Raw genomic sequence first — 18674 nt, 5'->3', positions numbered from 1 at the left:
ATAGCGCGAAAGCATCCCCCTGTCCCGCGTCCGGCCGGCGGGATTGCGGCCGGCCTCCCGCGGTCACGGGCGAAGGGGCGCGGCACGTCCAGCCGGGCAAGCGCGGTTAGGCGCGTGCGGGCTGGCCGTTGCGGGCTTGCCGTTGCGATCTGGCCCGTCGGGGGCGCGCGGGAGCGGGCCGTCTGCGCGCAGCAAAGGCCCAGCTCAAACCTCTTTCCGCCCGTGACCCGTGGCGGCCCGATCAGGCGCGGCGCACGGGGGCGGGCAAGGCCGGGCCGGCCTTCGGCTCGGGCGCCACCTTGCGGGCGCGGCGGGCATCGCGCCGCGCCTGGCCCTGGCCGAGCCAGGCCACGCAGCCGCCCAGGATCACGCCCACGATGAGGGCGCCGAAAATGATGACGAACAGCGGCAGATTGACGGCCATGGCCGGCGCATCGGCGCTGAAGGGGTCGAGCGAAAGCGTCACCAGGCGCCTATTGGCGACGGCGAGCGCCACCACCAGAACACACAGGGGAATGCCGATCACCAGGGAGAGTATGCGCCGCACGGTCACTCGCTTGCCGGAATGGATGCCTGCCCGAACCCTAGGAGACGGCTGTGGCCGTCCTGGGGCCGTGCTTCACTTGCCCAGATTGAGACGCTCGCGCATCTCCTTGCCGGTCTTGAAATAGGGAACCGCCTTCTCGGAGACGTCCACCTGCTTGCCGGTGCGCGGGTTGCGGCCCGTGCGGGCCTCCCGCTGCTTCACGGAGAAGGCGCCGAAGCCGCGCAATTCCACCCGGTCGCCGCGCGCCAAAGCGGAGACGATCTGCTCCAGGATGGCGTTGACGATATTCTCCACGTCCCTCTGGTACAGGTGCGGATTGGCCTCGGCGATCTTCTGGACGAGCTCAGACTTGATCATGGCGGCGCTAAAATCCCTCGAGGTCAAAGGAGCTGGGGCGTCAACGTCTTGTCCGGCTTCGGTCCAGGTTGCGTCCCGTATCCGTGAAAGAAAATGCGAGTTTCCAGCCGCGACCGCAAGGGGTTTAGAAGCCGGACTGAGGGTGCCAGAGGGCCAGGAGCCCGTCAAGCTGAGCCCGTTCCAGGGCCCCTTCGGCCACCTGCGACATCACGCGGCCGAGCCCGGCGAGGCCCAGCCCCTCCAGAACGCGGCTGGTGCCGGCGGACAGCCAGCCGAATTCGTCGCCCACCGACTTGGTGCTCCAGGTGCGCGTGCGCAGGCGCTCGGGAACGCCCTTCTCCCGCGCCAGCCATTGCCGCGCGGTGCGCTCGTCGCCCAGTTCGTCCACCAGTTGAAGCTCCAGGCCCTGGTGGCCGGTGAAGACGCGTCCGTCGGTGACGGTTGCGAGCTTGGCGTCGGTGAGCTTGCGGCGCTCGGAGACGAGGCCCTTGAACCAGGCATAGCTGTCCAGCACCAGCGAATTGATGGCGGCGCGCGCCTCGGGGCTGGTGGGCTCATACATGTTGGGGGAGGCCTTGAGCGGCGAGGACTTGATGTCCTCCACCGTCACTCCCACCGATTTCAGCAGCTCGGTGACATTGGGAAACTGGAAGATCACCCCCACCGAGCCCACAATGGCATTGCGGCGGGCGACGATGTGGTCGGCACCCATGGCGGCGATATAGGCGCCCGAGGCGGCCATGCCTTCCACCACCGCCACGGTCGGCTTCTTCTCGGCCAGGCGCCGCAGGGCGTTGTAAAGCTGCTCGGAGCCGGTGACCGTGCCGCCGGGGCTGTCGATGGACAGGATGACGGCCGAGGCATTGGAGCGGGCGATGCGCTCGATCATCTCCACCCGGTCGCGGTCATTGCGGATGAGGCCGCCGATGACGATGCGCGCCACATGGGGCGTTGAATCCAGGGAGGCGCGCCCGAAGGCGAAATAGCCGCCCGCCCCCAGCGCCACCACCAGCGACAGCACGGCGAACACACGCCAGAAGGTGAGCTTCTGCCTGAGCCGGCGGCGATCGACGATCTGGTCGATGTCCAGCGACATCCTGTTGCCTCTTCCGCTTCCCCGCAGCCGCTGCACTTAAACGTCACGCGCCGCGCTTTGGCAATGGTGTCCGGTGTAAGGTCGGGTTGCGCCGGGCGCCGGAAACGAGAAAGGCCGGCGCGAGGCCGGCCTTTCCGTTGGTTGAGCAACGCCGGCGGCAGGCCGCCGGCGAAGATCTCACTCCTTGCCTTCGGCGCGCTGCTTGAGCGCGGCACCCAGGATGTCGCCCAGCGAAGCGCCGGAATCCTGCGAGCCGTACTGCGCCACGGCTTCCTTCTCCTCGGCGATCTCGAGCGCCTTGACGGACACCTGCACCTTGCGCGCCTTGCGGTCGAACAGGGTGACGCGGGCGTCCAGCTTCTCGCCGACCGAGAAGCGCTCGGGGCGCTGGTCGTTGCGATCGCGGGCGAGCTCGGAACGCTTGATGAAGGCGCTGAGGTCGGTGCCGGTGAGCTTCACCTCGATGCCGCCGTCCTTCACGTCGGTGACTTCGCAGGTGACGATGGCGCCCTTCTTGACGTCGCCGGCATCGGCGAAGGGATCGCCGGCCAGCTGCTTGATGCCGAGCGAGATGCGCTCCTTCTCGACATCCACGTCGAGGACTACGGCCTTGATGACGTCGCCCTTGCGGAACTCGTCGATCACCTGCTCGCCGGGACGGTTCCAGTCCAGGTCGGACAGGTGGACCATGCCGTCCACGTCGCCGTCGAGGCCCAGGAACAGGCCGAACTCGGTCTTGTTCTTGACCTCGCCCTCGACCACCGCGCCGGGGGCATACTTCTCAGCGAAGGCTTCCCACGGATTCTGCAGGGTCTGCTTGAGGCCCAGCGAGATGCGGCGCTTGGCGGGATCCACCTCGAGCACCTGGACTTCCACTTCCTGCGAGGTGGAGACGATCTTGCCGGGGTGGACGTTCTTCTTGGTCCACGACATTTCGGAAACGTGGATCAGGCCTTCGATGCCCGGCTCCAGTTCCACGAACGCGCCGTAGTCGGTGATGTTGGTGACGCGGCCCTTGAAGCGGGCATTGACCGGATACTTGGCCTCGATGCCTTCCCAGGGATCGCCCAGGAGCTGCTTCATGCCGAGCGAGATGCGGTGGGTCTCGTGATTGATCTTGATGATCTTCACCTTCACCGTCTGGCCGATGTTCAGCACTTCGGTGGGGTGGTTCACGCGGCGCCAGGCGATGTCGGTGACGTGCAGCAGGCCGTCAATGCCGCCGAGGTCCACGAACGCGCCGTAATCGGTGATGTTCTTCACCACGCCCTCGATGGCCTGACCCTCTTCGAGGTTCTGGACCAGCTCGTGACGCTGCTCGGCGCGGGTTTCCTCGAGAACGGTGCGGCGCGACACGACGATGTTGCCGCGGCGACGATCCATCTTGAGGATCTGGAAGGGCTGCTGATTGTGCATCAGCGGGCCGACGTCGCGGATCGGACGGATGTCCACCTGCGAACGGGGCAGGAAGGCCACGGCGCCGTCGAGATCGACGGTGAAGCCGCCCTTGACCTGGTTGAAGATCACGCCGGTGACCTTCTCGCCGGCATTGAACGCCTTCTCGAGCTTGACCCAGCTCTCCTCGCGGCGCGCCTTGTCGCGCGAGAGGACGGCTTCGCCCATGGCGTTCTCGACGCGCTCGAGGTAGACCTCGACCTCATCGCCCACCTTGATGGCGCTCTCGCGGCCGGGGCCGGCAAATTCGCGCAGGGCAACGCGGCCCTCGGTCTTCAGGCCGATATCGATGATCGCCAGATCTTTCTCGATGGCGACAACGATACCCTTGACGACGGCGCCTTCATTCACATCGGCGCGGCCGAAGCTCTCGTCGAGCAGGCTGGCAAAGTCTTCACGCGTGGTTTCTACGAAGGACATCTAGTCTCCGAACTGTCTTGGCGCCGGCGTCTTTGGAATGGACGCCCGTTCCCCACGGGTGGCCCGGTCGACACCCGGGCCGCCACCGGACGGACCGATGGGCCGGCGCTGAGGCCGTGCGGAACGATGCATATGGATGTGGCGTCGGGCCATGAACCGCACGTCGGCCAGGGCGGGCATCCTCCGTCGATGGAAGCACGTATCCCGCGCTTCCTGCCCGCCGGTACGGCCCACGCCATGAAGGGTGCTGTCCCGGACGGCGGTTACGTAGTGGACAAATGGCGCAATGGCAAGGGGTCGCGCGGATTTTCCGGCGTTTTGCGCGGGTGCGGCGCACCAAGTCGGGCTTCTCGCCCAAGGGTTTGCGGGACGGCGGTATCATATGGCGCATTTGGTGGCCAACGGTTGGCCCCAGGTTTCCACACCCCACGCGCCGCCCCCTCCCTCTCCCTCCCCCGCCTTGCGGGAGAGGGGACTTTGGTGCGCCCAGTCGGGGCGGTGGCCCTGCTTTGGCTCTGCGTCTGTCATCCCGACCTCTACCCCGGCAGAACCGGCCCCCTCTCCCGCAAAGCGGGGGAGGGTTGGGGAGGGGGAAGACACAACGCCAACACCCTGCGCGCCCCTCTGACGCCCCCAGCACCAACATCCCCGCCAAAGGCGAGGTCGAGGGAGGCGGGAGCGGCCGGCGCGCGGCGGCGCGCCAGGGGTAAAGTTGGGTTGACGTCGGAGCCGGGCTCCGTCCGCTCCCGCGCGGGGATTTATGGCCTCGGTCCCGCGCCGCGTGGGCGACAGGTTCTCCCATCAGCACCGGCCGAACCATTGCCGGATCGGTGCGCCTGGACCTTCAGCCTCCTCTGCTAACGGTTCGGAGCGCAGTTATTCCCCGTCCCGTCGGACACCCGCCCCCAACACCACCCGTCAGGTCGCTCCGGACGCGCCCCTCCTTGGTGTCAGGTGGGAATACCTTAGCAGGGATGCGCGTGATTGGGAATATAATCTGGGATATTTTTCTTATAGTCGATGAAGCGCCCCCGCGCGATGGGCGCGGGAGCGCTCGGGCCTGTGGGGCTTCAGGTGGGAAGCTGGAAGTAGAAGTGTCCGAACAGCACCACCACCGCCCCCGCCGCCAAGGTGAGGTAGGGCAGCAGGCCCGCCCGCCGGGCGCCCAGATCCTGGCCCTTCAGGTCCAGGTCCACCAGCATGTGGTCGGGGAAGCGGCCCTTGTCCTGCACATAATGCCGGTAGAGAAAGACCGGGATGATGAGCAGGGCGAAGATGAGACCGTACCAGAGCGCATTGGGGTTGCCCCACACCTTGGCGCCGGCCCCCATGAGCAGGAGGTTGAAGAAGCCGAGCGCGGCATTGAACGCCACCAGCCAGTTGGGGGCGCGGTAGGGGCGGGGAATGTCCGGGCTGTCGATGCGGTGGATCCAGGTGGCCTGCAGGTTCAGGAAGATGAACAGCATGTAGCCCACGTTGGAGATGGACAGGATGAGGTAATAGGCGGTCGCGTCCGAGGCCGCGAAGGTGAGCAGGCCCAGGTTGAACACGAGGTCGGTCCACATGGCCCGCGTGGGAGCGCCGTGCTCATTGGTGTGGGCGAGGAACTTGGGCAGCCAGCCGTCGACGCCGCCCTGGTAGAGGGTGCGGGAGGAGCCGGCCATGGCCATCATGATGGCCAGGATCAGCGCCAGGATCATCATCATTTCCAGCAAGTGGGTGATGATGGGGGAGCCGGAGCCCACCATATTGCCCATGGCGGCGGCAACGCCGGTGCCGTCCACGATGTCGGGCGCGGTCATGCCGTCAAGGCCGAGATAGCCCTGGAAGGTGGCCGCCACCAATGTGTAGAGCACCACGCACAAGAGGCCGGCGGAGAGGATGGATTTCTTGGTGTCGCTGCCGGGATTCTTGAATTCCCGGGTGTAGCAGACCGCCGTCTCGAAGGCGTAGGTGGACCAGCCGGCGATGAACAGCGCGCCGAAGAATTGCGTCCAGCCGCCATTGCTCCAGCTGCCGGCCGGCGGCAGCAGGGGCGAGAAATTGGCTGAGTGGACCGAGCCGTTGAGGAAGGGCACCACGCCGACGATCAGCATGGGCACCACCACCAGGAGGCCGATCCACATCTGCACCCGCGCCGTGCCCAGAATGCCGCGGTGCTGGATGGCAAAGGCCACCAGCATGAGCGCCGCGCCGATGAAGAAGGTGGCGCCGATCTCGATATTGGCGAGGCCGAACAGGGAGAAGCTCACCAGCTTGAAGGACCGCAGCGCCGGCGTGCCGGCCTCGGTGAGGGCGGCGATGGCGACCTTGGCGGCCTCCTCGGCGCTCTTGCCGTCGATGGCCGCCGCATGGGTCGCCGCCTTCAGCCAGGCGACCACTTCCGGCGAATCGGGCGTGAAGACCGGCAGCGGCGCGATGGCGTTGAGGATATAGCCCGCCGCCACGGCGCAGCCGAGCGAGAGCACCGGCGACCAGGCATACCAGTTGCACCAGACGGAGAGCGGCGCCGTGAGCTTGGAATAGCGCAGCCACGCCGCCGCCCCGTAAACCGCCGCGCCGCCGGACTTGTTGGCGAACAGGCCGGCGATCTCGGCATAGCTATAGGCCTGGAAATAGCCCATCACCACGGAGAGCGCCCAGACCAGGAAGGCGAGCTTGCCGGCGGTGGCGCCCATGCCGCCGATGGAGATGAGCACCAGGGCCGGAACGCCACTGGCGATCCAGAACGCCCCTTTCCAATCGATGGCCCGATGCAGGCCCGCTTCGTCCGCGGCGGAGGCGTGGCCGCTCCGCTCGGCATTGGACACCAGTGTCATGTCAGTTCCCCGTTCTGAAGGTTCGGCTTCGTGCGAGCCTTGAGCGTTTGCATTATGTGCAATTAATTTTAATGCATCTGATGCACAATTTTTGCAGCCTGACAACAGGCAAGTTCAGCGCCTGCAAGCACTTTCCTGAACGGAAGGTCTTACAAAGGGGCCGTGGCGCGGCTATGCTTTTTCACCTGACGCAACGGCCCTGGGGGTTTGGCGATGGCCATGAAGGCGAAGACGCCCGCGCGCGCATCCGCGAAGGCCGGATCGACGGAGAAGGTCCCGGCCGCGCCGGCGGCCGAGGCGACGAAACCCGCCGCCAAGGCGAACGCGCCTGCCCGCACCCCGTCCGCCCGCGCCAGATCCGCCGAGCAGGCGCTCGGCCCCTCCGAACAGTCCGCCGCCCGCGTGCCGCTGGAAAAGCGCATCGGCAACGTGCTGCGCAACCGCCGCGCCTCCGCCAATCTGACGCTGGCGGAAGTCAGCGCCGGGGCCGGCATTTCCAGCGCCATGTTGAGCCGCATCGAGAATGGCGCGGCGGCCGCGAGCCTGGATTCCCTGGAGCGGGTGTGCGAGGCGCTGGGCATCGGCATGGCCGACCTGTTCCAGGAGACCGACCAGCAGAACGGCATGGCCCAGCTCATCAAGCGGGCCGACCAGATGGAAGTGGTGCGGGTGGGCACCAAGCACGGCCACACCTACAAGCTGCTCTCCTACGACCGGGGGCCGCGCAAGATCTTCGAGCCCTTCTTCATCGAGATGGACAAGAAGAGCCTGTCCTGGCCCCGCTTTTCCCATCCCGGCACCGAGTTCATCTATATGCTGCAGGGCCGGATGGAATATCGCTTCGGCGAGCGCACCTATATCCTGGAGCCCGGGGACGCCTTCACCTTCTCCGGCAATGTGGTGCACGGCCCCGAGCGGCTTCTGGACGAGCGGGCCAAGTTCCTCTCCATCATCATCTATAATGAGTGAGCCCATAGGGTGATCGCGCGGCGCCCGGTTCGCGCCGCGCGATCCCGTCTCAGAACCGCTGGCCGGGGATCCACTCCGTGCCGGCGAGCGGCACGCGGGCCATGGCGGCGGCCTCGATGGTGAGGGCGACCAGGTCCTCCGGCTCCAGATTGTGCAGGTGGCTCTTGCCGCAGGCGCGCGCCAGGGTCTGGGCTTCCAATGTCATCACCTTCAGGTAATTGGCGAGGCGCCGCCCCGCTTTCACCGGATCGAGGCGAGCCGCCAGCTCCGGCGTCTGGGTGGTGATGCCGGCGGGGTCCTTGCCCTCGTGCCAGTCGTCATAGGCCCCCGCGGTGGTGCCGAGCTTCTCATATTCGGCTTCAAACTGGGGATCATTGTCGCCCAGCGCCGCCAGCGCCGCCGAGCCGATGGCCACCGCATCGGCGCCCAGCGCCAGGGCTTTCGCCACGTCGGCGCCATTGCGGATGCCGCCGGAGACGATGAGCTGCACCTTGCGATGCATGCCCAGATCCTGCAGCGCCTGCACGGCGGGGCGGATGGCCGAGAGCAGGGGAATGCCCACATGCTCGATGAAGACCTCCTGCGTGGCCGCCGTGCCGCCCTGCATGCCGTCCAGCACCACCACGTCGGCGCCCGACTTCACCGCCAGCGCCGTGTCATAATAGGGCCGGCTGGCGCCCACCTTCAGATAGATGGGCTTTTCCCAATTGGTGATCTCCCGCAATTCGTGGATCTTGATCTCCAGGTCGTCGGCGCCGGTCCAGTCGGGATGCCGGCAGGCGGAGCGCTGGTCGATGCCCTTGGGCAGGTTGCGCATCTCCGCCACCCGGTCGGAGATCTTCTGCCCCAGCAGCATGCCGCCGCCGCCCGGCTTGGCGCCCTGGCCGATGACGATCTCGATGGCATCGGCCCGCCGCAGGTCGTCGGGGTTCATGCCATAGCGCGAGGGCAGATACTGGTAGACCAGATGCTTGGACTGCCCGCGTTCCTCCGGCGTCATGCCGCCGTCGCCGGTGGTGGTGGAGGTGCCGGCAAGGCTCGCCCCGCGCCCCAGCGCTTCCTTGGCCTGCGCCGAGAGCGAACCGAAGCTCATGCCGGCAATGGTGATGGGGATGGCCAGCTGCAGCGGCTTTTTGGCGAAGCGGGTGCCGAGCGTGACCTCGGTGCCGCATTTCTCCCGATAGCCCTCCAGCGGATAGCGCGTCATGGACGCGCCGAGCAGCAGCAGGTCATCGAAATTGGGCAGCCGGCGCTTGCTGCCGCCGCCGCGAATGTCATAGATGCCCGTGGCCGCCGCACGGCGGATTTCGGACAGCGCATAGTCGTCGAAGGTTGCGGACTTGCGCGGTGTGGTGGGAAGCCAGTCTTTATCGGTCATCAGTAGGCCTCCACATTGTCGATGTTGAAATTATAGAGCTTGCGGGCGGAGCCGTAGCGGCGGAACTCGCTCACATCCACGGTGCCGGCCTCGCCGGATGCCTTGATGAGCTCGAACAATTCCTGCCGGTGCTCGTCTCGCATCTCCTTCTCGATGCAGTCCGCGCCGAGGCCCGCCACGGGGCCGCGCACATAGAGGCGGGCCTCATAAAGGCTGTCGCCCAGCGCCTCGCCGGCCTCCCCGAACACCACGAGGCGTCCGCTCTGGCCCATGAAGGCGGAGAGGTGGCCGATGCCGCCCTTCACCACGATGTCGATGCCCTTCATGGAGATGCCGCAGCGGGCGGAGGCGTTGCCCTCCACGATCAGCAGGCCGCCGCGTCCGGTGGCGCCCGCCGACTGGCTGGCGTCGCCCTTCACATGGATGAGGCCGCTCATCATGTTCTCGCCGACCCCCTGGCCGGCGCTGCCTTCCACCACCAGGGTGGCCTGCTTGTTCATGCCGCCGCAATAATAGCCCACGGGGCCGGCGATGGTGATGGTGACGGGCGCATCCACCCCCGCCGCGATGGCGTGCTCGCCGGAGGGATTGAGCACCGTCCAGTCGGTCTCATTGGTGGTGGGGCCGAGCTGTTGCAGGGCCATGTTCAGCTCCCGGAGGGAGGTTTTGGCAAGATCGACCACGGGCATGTCAGGAATGCTCCCAGAAATAGACGGTCGCGGGCTTGGGCTCCCACACCCGGGCGCTGGCGATGTCCGGCAGGACGGTGAGGCTCTTGAACTCGGAGGCGAAGGCCACATAGCGCTCGGTCTCGGCCATCACCGCCGGCTTGCAGGCGATGGGATCGCGCAGCACCGAGAAGCCGCTTTCCGTGCCCACCACGAAGGTGAAGAAGCCGTCCAGATCCTTCAGGCTGGAGGTGAGCGCCTCGTCCAGGCTCTCCCCGTCGCGCATCTTGCGGGTGAGATAGCCAGCCGCCACTTCGCTGTCGTTCTCGGTGCGGATGCGGATGCCGTCCTGGCGCAGGGTGCGGCGCAGGGAGGCATGGTTGGAGATGGAGCCGTTATGGACGAGGCACTGGTCGGCGCCGGTGGAGAAGGGGTGGGCGCCGTTGGTGGTCACGGCGGATTCGGTGGCCATGCGGGTGTGGGAAATGCCGTGGCTGCCAGCCATTCCGGCGATGGCGAAGGCGGCGGCCACATCGTCCGGGTCGCCCACATCCTTGTAGATTTCCAGCCGGCTGCCGGTGCTCATGATGCTGGCCTCCGGCGCATGCTCGGCCAGCCAGGCCTCGGCGCGGGCGACGTCGTCGGCGGGCAGCGTCACCACCGCATGGCTGTGTCGGATCGCGGCGATGCCGCCCACCCCGAGGGCGGACAGGAGGCGGGCGGCGAGGGCTTCCGGCTCCGAGCCCTCGGGGGCGGCGAAGGTGAGCTTCACGAGGCCCGGCGTGGCATCGCCATAGATGGCAAAGCCCGCCGAATCCGGCCCGCGCCCGCGCAAGGTGGAGGTCATCCGCGCCAAGAGGCGCCCAAGGTCAGGTTCAAGGGTGGGGTCCTTGATGAACAGACCAGCTATTCCACACATGGAATGGTTCCTGTTGCTGGAGTGAGAGCAAGAAAGATCAGAAGAAGGTGAGGTAGTGCTGCGTCTCCCAGTCGGAGACGTGCCGGTGGTATTCGGCCCATTCCTCGCGCTTCAGGCCCACGAATTCGTCGATGAAGTCGGCGCCGAGGGCGGTGCGGAAGAGGTCGCTGGCCTCCAGCTCCTCCACCGCTTCGCACAGCGTGCGGGGCAAGGTCTCGATGCCGCGGGCGCGCACCTCGGCGGGGCTGAGGGCGTAGAAATTCACATTATGCGGCGCGCCGGGATCAAGCGCCCGGTCCACCCCGTCGAGGCCGGCGGCGATCAGGGCGGCCTGCGCCAGATAGGGGTTCATGCCGGAATCCCCCACCCGGATCTCGATGCGCCCATAGGGCGCGCGCACCATGGCGGTGCGGTTGTTGTCGCCATAGGCAATGAAGACCGGCGCCCAGGTGGTGCCGGAGGCTGTGCGCCCCACCACCAGGCGCTTGTAGGAATTCACCGAGGGCGCCAGTAGCGCGGTCAGCGCCTTGGCATGGCGCAGGATGCCGGCGGTGAAGGCATAGGCGAGGGGCGAGAGCCCCAGCCCATTGGCATCGCCCGCCTCATGGAAGATGTTGCGCCCCGAGGCGTCCGCCAGCGAGCAATGGATGTGCATGCCATTGCCGGTGAACGAGCTTTTCGGCTTGGGCATGAATGAGCAGAGGGCGCCCAATTCGTGCGCCACTTCCGCCGCCGCCATCTTGAACAGCGTGACGTTGTCCGCCGAGGTCAGGGCGTCGGCATAGCGGAAATTGATCTCGTACTGGCCGTTCGCGTCCTCATGGTCGATCTGATAGACGTCGATGCCCAGCGCCTTCAGGCTGTCCGTCACCCGCTCCAAGAACACCCGGGCGCGGGAGAGGCCGCGATAGTCATAGGCGGGCTTGGGCAAGGTGTCGGTGCCGTCGAAGGGGCGCACCGAGCCATCCAGGGTGCGCTCCAGCAGGGAGAATTCCGGCTCGATGCCGGTGTTCAGCGTCCAGCCCCGCTCGGCGAGCCGCGCCACCTGCGCTTTGAGCATATTGCGGGTGTCGATGGGATGCACGCGCCCGCCCACGAGGCCGGTGCCCATCATGCGCGCATAGCCGGGCGACCAGGGCAGGAGCTTCAGCGTCTCCAGGTCGCCGCGCACGATATATTCGGCCTCGTGCGGGGCGAGGCGCAGGCCGTTGACGCCGCCGCCGGCGAAACCGACCCCCTCGGCCACCAGTTCGTCCAGATGATCCACCGGGACCGCCTTGCTCTTGGCGGTGCCATAGATGTCCACGAACTGGGCGAGCACGTAGCGCACCTTGTGCGTGGCGAGGAAGGCGCGCGCCGCCTCAAGGTCCAGCCCCGCCGGCGTGGCGAGGGCATCGGGCGCAAAGCTCCATTGCTCGGTCATGAGCCGTCATTCCCTGTTTGGAAGGTCTTAAGTCTTTGTAGATGCAGTGCTTTTGCGGCCCGCTTGCGAGCCGTGGCGCGCCGGCACCGGCCGATGCCGCGCTCTTATCGGCTACAACGAACTTGCATGTGATGCAACATATTTGTATGAAGATTGTGCCGGCGGATTTCTGCCCCGGTGTACGAGGGGATCGAAGGGCATGAGCGGGACGGGGCGTCATCCGACCGTGGGGGAGCTGTCGCGCGGCCAGGTGCCGGAGGGGGCGCGCCTTGCCTACCGGCCCTATTGGTGGGAGGCCGCGCCCCGGCCGGAGCTGGACGCAACGCCCTTGCCTGAGGTGGCCGACGTGGTCGTCATCGGCTCCGGCTTCACCGGCCTGTCCGCCGCCCTGACCCTGGTGCGGAACGGGCGCGTGCCCTTGGTGCTGGAGCGGGAGGTGCCGGGCTTTGGCGCTTCCACCCGCAATGGCGGGCAGATCGGCAGCGGCAACCAGAAATTCCGCGTGCAGCATCTCATCGCCCTGCGCGGGGCCGAGAAGGCCCGGGCCATGCTGCGCGAGGGCGTGGCCATGCTCGATTACATCGCGGACCTGGTGGAGCGGGAGCAGATCGCCTGCGACTTTGCCCGCTGCGGCCGCTTTCGCGGCGCCATTCGCCCCGCCCATTACGAGGCCATGGCCCGCGACATGGAGGATCTCTTCGCGTTCGCGGGCGTGGAAAGCTTCATGGTGCCGCGCGCCGAACAGCACCGCGAGATCGGCTCCGACCTGTTCCATGGCGGCTCGGTTCTGCCGGCCGATGCCAGCCTCCATCCCGGCCGCTATCATGCGGGGCTGATGGCGCGGATCCTTGCCGCCGGAGGGGCCGTGATCGGCGGGGCGGGGGTGACGGGCCTCCGCGCGGAACCGGACGGCTTCAGCCTTGCAACGCCACGGGGCGCCGTGCGCTGCCGGGCGGTGATCGTGGCCACCAACGGCTATACGGACGGCATGCTGCCGGAGCTGAAGCGGCGCATCGTGCCGGTGGAATCGGGGCTGATCGCGACGGGCGAGATTGCGCCCGCTCTGTTCGGCCCGCTGATGCCGACGGGCCGCGTCTATGGCAACACCAACCGCGTCTTTTCCTATTTTCGCGCGGCGCCGGGAGAGCGGCGGATCGTGTGGGGCGGACGGGTGGGGCGCCTTGCCTCCGACCGCTCCCCGGCCGCCTATGCCCATCTGGCCCGTGATCTCCTGGAGACCTTTCCGGAGCTCTCCGACGTGCCGGTAACCCATGGGTGGGACGGGCGCATCGGCTATACCTATGACGAGGTGCCTCACCTCGGCCGCACGCGGCAGGGGGTGCATTACGCGCTTGGCTATTGCGGCACCGGCGTCTCCCGCGCCACCTATTTCGGCCACAAGGTGGCCCTGCAGTTGCTCGGCGCGCCGGAGGGGCGCACCGCCTTCGACGACCTCGCCTTTCCCGCCTTTCCTGTCCACCCCGTCGCCAAGCGCGCGGTGCCTGTGGTTGAGACCTGGTACCGGCTGCGGGACACCTATAATTTCTAGAGGATGTGAAGATGAGCCAAAGCATTTCCCCCGTCCGGCGTAATATTTCCTCCGGCGGGGCCTATGAGGGCGTGTTCGGCTATTCCCGCGCGGTGCGGGTGGGCGACGACATCCATGTCTCCGGCACCTGCGCCCCCGTGGGGCATGAGGAAAGTGACGCCGAGACCCAGACCCGGGCCATCCTGACCATTGTCGAGAAGGCGCTCGCCGAAGCGGGCGGACGCCTTGAGGACGTGGTGCGCACGGTGGTCTTTGTGCGCGACATGGCGGATGCGGACGGCGTCGCCCGCGCCCATTTGGAGCGCTTCGACGCCATTCGCCCGGCGAGCACATTGGTGCAGGTCACGTCCATGCTGCGGCCCTGGCAGAAGGTGGAAATCGAGACCTATGCCAAGGTGTCCGCATAGGTCTTGACGCCAATCCCCCCGCCGTTCCGCTCAGGCATAGCGCAGCGGGACGGCGGTGGTGTATTTCAGCTCCTCCATGGAGATGAAGGACGTCACGTCGGTGAAGTCCACTTCGCTGATCATCTTCTTATAGACCGCGTCATAGACCTCGACGCTGGGCACCACCAGGCGCAGCAGATAGTCCATGTCCCCGGTGAGGCGGTAGGCCTCCACGATCTCCGGGATGCCCTGGATGACCTTTCGGAACGCATCGAGCCAGGCCATGGAATGGCGGGACGTGCGCACGCCCACGAACACCGTCATCGCCACATTGGTCTTGCGCCGGTCCACCAGCGCCACCCGCCGGCTGATGAGCCCATCCTCCTCCAGCGCCTTGATGCGCCGCCAGCAGGCGGAGGTGGACAGCCCCACCTTGTCCGCGAGATCGGCCACCGGAAGCGTGGCGTCCTCCTGCAGGGTCTCCAGAATCCGTTTGTCCCGAATATCCAGCATGCGCGCCTCATTTGCTCCTCAGCGCGCAGATGCGCAAAAATTTTCGATACAGGCAAGGAAATCTGCAATCAAATTGCACATACGGGTGATTTCAGGCCGAAAGACGCGCACTTCCTCCGCGCCGACCGGGATAACGTTTGCGTGACATTGATGTGAGGGAGATGTCCAGTGTCCCGGACAATCGGACTGATCGGCGGCATGAGCTGGGAAAGCACGGCCGTTTATTATAAGGAAATCAACGAATTGGTGCGGGATCGCCGGGGCGGTCTCGCCTCCGCCGACATCCTCCTCCACTCGGTGAATTTCGACGAGATCGTCGCCATGCAGAAAGCCGGCCGGTGGGATCTGGCCGAGCAGGCGCTGGCAGATACCGCCAACGGCCTGGTGCGCGCCGGCGCCGGCTGCATCCTCATCTGCACCAACACCATGCACCTGGTGGCCGACCAGGTGGCGCGCGCCGTGCCGGTGCCGCTCCTCCACATCGTGGATGTGGTGGGACATGCCTTGGTGGACGCGGGCATGAAGAAGCCGCTGCTGCTGGCCACTCGCTACACCATGGAGCAGGACTTCTACCGCGACCGCATGAAGGCCCGCTTCGGCATCGACATGCTGGTGCCCCAGGCAGACGACCGCACCGGCGTGCACGACATCATCTTCGACGAGCTGTGCCAGGGCGTCATCAAGGACAGCTCCCGCGCCTTCTATGTGGACGTGATCCGCAAGGCGGCCGAGCAGGGCGCGGACTGCGTCATTCTGGGCTGCACCGAGATCGGTCTGTTGATCGACCACAAGGACAGCCCGCTGCCGGTGTTCGATTCCACCAAGCTCCATGCCCGGGCGGCGGTCGACTTCTTCGACGGCTCGCTCCAGGTGGAAACCGTCGCGGCCTGATCGCCGCTGCAGACCGGATCTTGCCCCATGACAAAGCCCGTGCCTTTTCCTCCCTCCCTCTGGGCGTCGGTGACCTCCGACCGGCCCGCCGCGCCCGCGCTGGAGGGTGAGATCCGGGCCGACATGGCCGTGGTGGGGGCGGGGTTCACGGGCCTGTCCACCGCGCTGGCCTTGGCCGAGCGCGGGCACAAGGTGGTGGTGGTGGAGGCGGCGCGGGCCGGCTGGGGCGCCTCGGGGCGCAACAACGGCCAGGTCATCCCCACCATGACCGGCGCCGAGCCGGACGTGATGGCGGAGCGTTTCGGCGCGGTGGGCGAGCGCTTTGCCCAATTGGTGTCGGACAGCGCGGCGAACCTGTTCAAATTGGTGCGCCGGCTCGACCTGAAATGCGAGGCCGAACAGACCGGCTGGTTCCAGCCCGCCCATTCCCCCGGTCGCGTGAAGCTCTCCGCCGCGCGGGTGGAGGCCTGGGCCCGGCGCGGGGCACCGGTGAGCCTCTTGAGCGCCGATGAGACCGCGGCGCTCACCGGCTCTCGCGCTTGGTATGGCGGCATGCTCAACCGCTCCGGCGGCCACATCAATCCGCTCGCTTATGCCCGGGCGCTGGCCGGCGCGGCGGTGGCGGCGGGGGCATCCCTTTATGAGAACAGCCCGGTCCGCTCGGTTGAGCGCACCCCCGCCGGCTGGCTGGTCTCGACGCCCAGGGGCCGGGTCTTCGCCGACCAGGTGATGATGGCGGCCAATGGCTATACGGACTGGTTCGCGCCCGGTCTTGCCCCGCGCCTTGCCCATTCGCTGGTGCCGGTCCTGTCCTGGCAGATGGCCACCGCGCCCCAGCCGGAGACGGTGCGGCAGCAGGTCCTGCCCGGCCGGCAGGCGCTCTCCGACACCCATGGGGATTTGCGCTTCTTCCGCTGGGATGCCCGCGGCCGCCTCGTTTCCGGCGGCGCGCTCATCGTGCCCTTCAACGGGGCGGAGCGCCTGAAGCGGCTGATCGGCGCGCGCCTCGCCGGCATCTTCCCGCAGATGGGCGTGCCCACGTTCGATTTCGTCTGGAACGGCCGCATCGGCATGACCGATGACCGCATGCCCCGCTTCCACCGGGTGGATGACGGCCTGTGGGCCTGGGTCGCCTGCAACGGGCGGGGCGTCGCCCTTTCCACCGCGCTGGGGCCGGTCTTCGCCGATGCCATGGAAGGCAAGGCGGCAGCGGACCTGCCGGTGCCGCTGACCCCCGTGCGGCCCTATCCCTTCCACGGGGTGGCCAAGCTCGTCGCCCCCACCATGCTCGCCTGGTATCGGCACAAGGATGCCGTCGAGCCCTCCTGAGACAGCACGAACCATTCAGAGAAGGAACAGGTCATGACCGAGAGCTCGCCCAGCGGCCGCATGGTGCCCATCGAATGGCTCCAGGGCGCGTTCAACATGCGCGCCGCCGCCTATGCCAACATGTTCGACGTGCTGCGCGAGGCGTTCGGCACCGAGCGGGCGGTGGAACTCTCCAGCGAGGCCACCCGCCGCATGGGTGCCACCATGGGCGCCCGCTTCGCCGATCTCGGCCCCGCTGATCTGCCGGGCCTGAAGGACCGCTTCCTCGGCGGCATTCCCGCCGGCGACATTCTCTTCCAGCCCGAGGTGCGCCAGTGCGACGCGGAGCGGCTGGAGATCAAGTTCCACCGCTGCCCCCTGAAGGAGGCCTGGGCCGCCATGGGGCGGTCCGACGCGGACCTGGAGCTTTTGTGCAAGGCGGGCGGGGCCATTGATGGCGGGCTGTTCAGCGCCGCCGGCTTCGTCTTCAAGGGCGAAACCTGGCATCCGGGCGAGGACGGCTGCTGCCGCCTGATCGTGGAACCGGGGGAGGCCGCCTGAAATCCGCCTGCCCACTGTTTCGACGCGCACAAACAATAGACTAAAAAGAACCCATCACCCTTCCTGAGACGTGAGCATGACAGCCATGACCCGTTCCCCCAATCGCCGCGCCTTTGTCGGCCTTGCCTTGGCCACCGTCGCCGCCGGCGCCCTGTCGGTGCCGGCTTTCGCCGCCGATGCCATCAAGATCGGTTACCAGCTGCCCCTGACCGGCAACACCGCCCAGTACGGCCAGGACTTCAAGACCGCCGCCGAGATCGCCCTCGCCCGCTTCAACGCCTCCGGCCGCATCCCGGTGAAGGTGGAGATCGTGTTCGAGGACAGCCGCTCGGACGCCAAGGAAGGCGTCGCCATCGCCCGCAAGTTCGTGGACGATCCGGCCATCGTGGGCGTGCTGGGCGATTTTACCTCCGGCGTCTCCATGGCCTCGGCGCAGGTCTATAAGGAGGCGGGCATGCCCCAGCTCTCCCAGTCGGCCTCCCACCCCGATTATGCCAAGATCTCCGAATGGCAGTTCCGCAACATCACCACCCAGGCGGGTGAAGGCCCCTATAATGCCGCCTGGATGCTCAAGAAGGGCATCAAGAAGGTGGCGCTGGTGGGCGAACAGACCGACTGGGGCCAGACGGCGGTCAAGTATTTCGGCGATGCCTTCGAGGCCGGCGGCGGCAAGGTGGTGCTCACCGAATTCTTCAATCGCGGCCTGCCGGATTTCCGCGCGCTGCTGACCAAGATCCAGCGCGCCAAGCCCGATGCCATCTACACCGCCTTCTTCTATGAGGATGCCGCCAATTTCCTCAAGCAGATGAAGCAGCTCGGCATCAACATCCCCGTTTATTCCACCTCCGCCGCCCATAACCAGAAGGTGATCGAGCTGGCCGGCGCCGATGCGGAAGGCCTGTCGCTCACCACCAACTTCCTGCCCAACAGCCCCAAGCCCGAGGTGAAGGACTTCGTGGCCGAATGGGTGAAGGTGCGCGGCGCCGAGCCCGGCCAGTTCCCGGCCCAGGCCTTTGACGCGGTCAACATCATGCTGGACGCGGTGGCCAAGTCCTATCCCAACGTCACCCGCGCCAAGGTGCGCGACGCGCTGGCCGCCACCAAGGACTTCCCGGGCGTGACCGGCACCACCACCTTCGGCCCCGACCGTGAGCCGGTGAAGCAGCTTATGAAGGTGCGCGTGGTCAACGGCGTCTTCACCCCCGTCGACGAGTGAGTGCTTGGCGGGAGGGCGTCCGCGCCCTCCCGCCCGCATCCCGCGCCCGTGCGCGGACCCAACGTTCGCATATCCGTTCGCAGATGAGACGGGACGCGGGGAGAGCCCCCGTCCGCGCGCTGCGCCACCGCCATCCTTCATCCGGTGAACCGGGGCCTGCCCCCGCGCGCGCCGGCGGTCCGCGACCCGACGGAAAGGG

17 protein-coding genes are annotated in these 18674 nt (G+C 67.1%); 7 read left to right on the top strand and 10 right to left on the bottom strand.

Translation table 11 applies throughout. From position 1 onward, the window contains the following. Window positions 1-241 precede the first annotated feature (241 nt). From ACT54L_RS01005 to ACT54L_RS00985, 5 genes are all read right to left on the bottom strand, one after another. Window positions 242-547 carry a lipopolysaccharide assembly protein LapA domain-containing protein gene (locus tag ACT54L_RS01005; RefSeq protein ID WP_476083674.1) on the bottom strand — a complete coding sequence of 102 codons (306 nt, stop codon included), beginning with the start codon at window positions 545-547 and terminating at the stop codon, window positions 242-244. A gap of 72 nt (window positions 548-619) precedes the next feature. Then, window positions 620-904: an integration host factor subunit beta gene (ihfB, locus tag ACT54L_RS01000; RefSeq protein ID WP_476083673.1), complete on the bottom strand. Its 285-nt coding sequence runs from the start codon at window positions 902-904 to the stop codon at window positions 620-622. A gap of 124 nt (window positions 905-1028) precedes the next feature. Next, on the bottom strand, window positions 1029-2000 hold the full coding sequence (gene sppA / locus ACT54L_RS00995; RefSeq protein WP_476083672.1) for a signal peptide peptidase SppA: 972 nt from the start codon (window positions 1998-2000) through the stop codon (window positions 1029-1031). Between the two features lie 177 nt (window positions 2001-2177). Beyond that, a complete protein-coding gene (rpsA, locus tag ACT54L_RS00990) occupies window positions 2178-3875 on the bottom strand; it encodes a 30S ribosomal protein S1 (RefSeq protein ID WP_476083671.1) in 1698 nt (565 codons plus the stop codon). A gap of 1070 nt (window positions 3876-4945) precedes the next feature. Then, entirely contained in the window at window positions 4946-6694 is a 1749-nt protein-coding gene (locus tag ACT54L_RS00985) for an APC family permease (protein ID WP_476083670.1), read from the bottom strand. A 219-nt stretch (window positions 6695-6913) separates the two neighbouring features. On the opposite strand from ACT54L_RS00985, the gene ACT54L_RS00980 reads away from it, so the two are divergent. Continuing rightward, window positions 6914-7663: a helix-turn-helix domain-containing protein gene (locus ACT54L_RS00980; RefSeq protein WP_476083669.1), complete on the top strand. Its 750-nt coding sequence runs from the start codon at window positions 6914-6916 to the stop codon at window positions 7661-7663. A 49-nt stretch (window positions 7664-7712) separates the two neighbouring features. On the opposite strand, the gene ACT54L_RS00975 is transcribed toward ACT54L_RS00980, so the two are convergent. From ACT54L_RS00975 to glnT, 4 genes are read right to left on the bottom strand one after another with little or no spacing between them, the layout of a single operon-like run. Then, window positions 7713-9041, bottom strand: a complete 1329-nt coding sequence (locus ACT54L_RS00975; protein WP_476083668.1) for an FMN-binding glutamate synthase family protein — start codon at window positions 9039-9041, stop codon at window positions 7713-7715. Then, complete coding sequence (locus ACT54L_RS00970) at window positions 9041-9730, bottom strand: protein glxC (RefSeq protein WP_476083667.1); 690 nt, start codon at window positions 9728-9730, stop codon at window positions 9041-9043. Before ACT54L_RS00970 ends, ACT54L_RS00975 begins: the two co-directional genes overlap by 1 nt. Before the next feature lies 1 nt (window position 9731). Next, window positions 9732-10628, bottom strand: a complete 897-nt coding sequence (locus ACT54L_RS00965; RefSeq protein WP_476083666.1) for a class II glutamine amidotransferase domain-containing protein — start codon at window positions 10626-10628, stop codon at window positions 9732-9734. A gap of 37 nt (window positions 10629-10665) precedes the next feature. Then, window positions 10666-12051, bottom strand: a complete 1386-nt coding sequence (glnT, locus tag ACT54L_RS00960) for a type III glutamate--ammonia ligase (protein ID WP_476083665.1) — start codon at window positions 12049-12051, stop codon at window positions 10666-10668. A gap of 199 nt (window positions 12052-12250) precedes the next feature. Here glnT and ACT54L_RS00955 point away from each other — a divergent pair, with 199 nt between their 5' ends. Both ACT54L_RS00955 and ACT54L_RS00950 read left to right on the top strand, forming a co-directional pair. Next, window positions 12251-13600, top strand: a complete 1350-nt coding sequence (locus ACT54L_RS00955; RefSeq protein WP_476083664.1) for an NAD(P)/FAD-dependent oxidoreductase — start codon at window positions 12251-12253, stop codon at window positions 13598-13600. Between the two features lie 11 nt (window positions 13601-13611). Next, window positions 13612-14007: a Rid family hydrolase gene (locus ACT54L_RS00950; protein ID WP_476083663.1), complete on the top strand. Its 396-nt coding sequence runs from the start codon at window positions 13612-13614 to the stop codon at window positions 14005-14007. A 30-nt stretch (window positions 14008-14037) separates the two neighbouring features. Here ACT54L_RS00950 and ACT54L_RS00945 read toward each other — a convergent pair whose 3' ends face one another. Further along, window positions 14038-14499 carry an Lrp/AsnC family transcriptional regulator gene (locus tag ACT54L_RS00945; RefSeq protein ID WP_476083662.1) on the bottom strand — a complete coding sequence of 154 codons (462 nt, stop codon included), beginning with the start codon at window positions 14497-14499 and terminating at the stop codon, window positions 14038-14040. A 168-nt stretch (window positions 14500-14667) separates the two neighbouring features. On the opposite strand from ACT54L_RS00945, the gene ACT54L_RS00940 reads away from it, so the two are divergent. The 4 genes from ACT54L_RS00940 to ACT54L_RS00925 all read left to right on the top strand — a co-directional run bounded on the left by ACT54L_RS00940 (window position 14668) and on the right by ACT54L_RS00925 (window position 18475). Beyond that, on the top strand, window positions 14668-15390 hold the full coding sequence (locus ACT54L_RS00940; RefSeq protein WP_476083661.1) for an aspartate/glutamate racemase family protein: 723 nt from the start codon (window positions 14668-14670) through the stop codon (window positions 15388-15390). Between the two features lie 27 nt (window positions 15391-15417). After that, window positions 15418-16719 carry an NAD(P)/FAD-dependent oxidoreductase gene (locus tag ACT54L_RS00935; RefSeq protein ID WP_476083660.1) on the top strand — a complete coding sequence of 434 codons (1302 nt, stop codon included), beginning with the start codon at window positions 15418-15420 and terminating at the stop codon, window positions 16717-16719. 33 nt (window positions 16720-16752) lie between these two features. Beyond that, window positions 16753-17259, top strand: a complete 507-nt coding sequence (locus tag ACT54L_RS00930; RefSeq protein ID WP_476083659.1) for an L-2-amino-thiazoline-4-carboxylic acid hydrolase — start codon at window positions 16753-16755, stop codon at window positions 17257-17259. A 76-nt stretch (window positions 17260-17335) separates the two neighbouring features. Further along, on the top strand, window positions 17336-18475 hold the full coding sequence (locus ACT54L_RS00925; protein WP_476083658.1) for an ABC transporter substrate-binding protein: 1140 nt from the start codon (window positions 17336-17338) through the stop codon (window positions 18473-18475). Window positions 18476-18674 lie beyond the last annotated feature (199 nt).

The organism is Aquabacter sp. DMC10, assembly GCF_056314145.1.
The sequence above is the reverse complement of the archived record's forward strand: the minus strand, read 5'-3'. Positions and strand labels throughout refer to the sequence as shown.

Coding starts and splice junctions, on each gene's coding strand:
- ihfB (WP_476083673.1), bottom strand. CDS start 904: ATGATCAAGTCTGAGCTCGTCCAGAAGATCGCCGAGGCCAATCCGCAC.
- sppA (WP_476083672.1), bottom strand. CDS start 2,000: ATGTCGCTGGACATCGACCAGATCGTCGATCGCCGCCGGCTCAGGCAG.
- rpsA (WP_476083671.1), bottom strand. CDS start 3,875: ATGTCCTTCGTAGAAACCACGCGTGAAGACTTTGCCAGCCTGCTCGAC.
- ACT54L_RS00985 (WP_476083670.1), bottom strand. CDS start 6,694: ATGACACTGGTGTCCAATGCCGAGCGGAGCGGCCACGCCTCCGCCGCG.
- ACT54L_RS00980 (WP_476083669.1), top strand. CDS start 6,914: ATGAAGGCGAAGACGCCCGCGCGCGCATCCGCGAAGGCCGGATCGACG.
- ACT54L_RS00975 (WP_476083668.1), bottom strand. CDS start 9,041: ATGACCGATAAAGACTGGCTTCCCACCACACCGCGCAAGTCCGCAACC.
- ACT54L_RS00970 (WP_476083667.1), bottom strand. CDS start 9,730: ATGCCCGTGGTCGATCTTGCCAAAACCTCCCTCCGGGAGCTGAACATG.
- ACT54L_RS00965 (WP_476083666.1), bottom strand. CDS start 10,628: ATGTGTGGAATAGCTGGTCTGTTCATCAAGGACCCCACCCTTGAACCT.
- glnT (WP_476083665.1), bottom strand. CDS start 12,051: ATGACCGAGCAATGGAGCTTTGCGCCCGATGCCCTCGCCACGCCGGCG.
- ACT54L_RS00955 (WP_476083664.1), top strand. CDS start 12,251: ATGAGCGGGACGGGGCGTCATCCGACCGTGGGGGAGCTGTCGCGCGGC.
- ACT54L_RS00950 (WP_476083663.1), top strand. CDS start 13,612: ATGAGCCAAAGCATTTCCCCCGTCCGGCGTAATATTTCCTCCGGCGGG.
- ACT54L_RS00945 (WP_476083662.1), bottom strand. CDS start 14,499: ATGCTGGATATTCGGGACAAACGGATTCTGGAGACCCTGCAGGAGGAC.
- ACT54L_RS00935 (WP_476083660.1), top strand. CDS start 15,418: ATGACAAAGCCCGTGCCTTTTCCTCCCTCCCTCTGGGCGTCGGTGACC.
- ACT54L_RS00930 (WP_476083659.1), top strand. CDS start 16,753: ATGACCGAGAGCTCGCCCAGCGGCCGCATGGTGCCCATCGAATGGCTC.
- ACT54L_RS00925 (WP_476083658.1), top strand. CDS start 17,336: ATGACAGCCATGACCCGTTCCCCCAATCGCCGCGCCTTTGTCGGCCTT.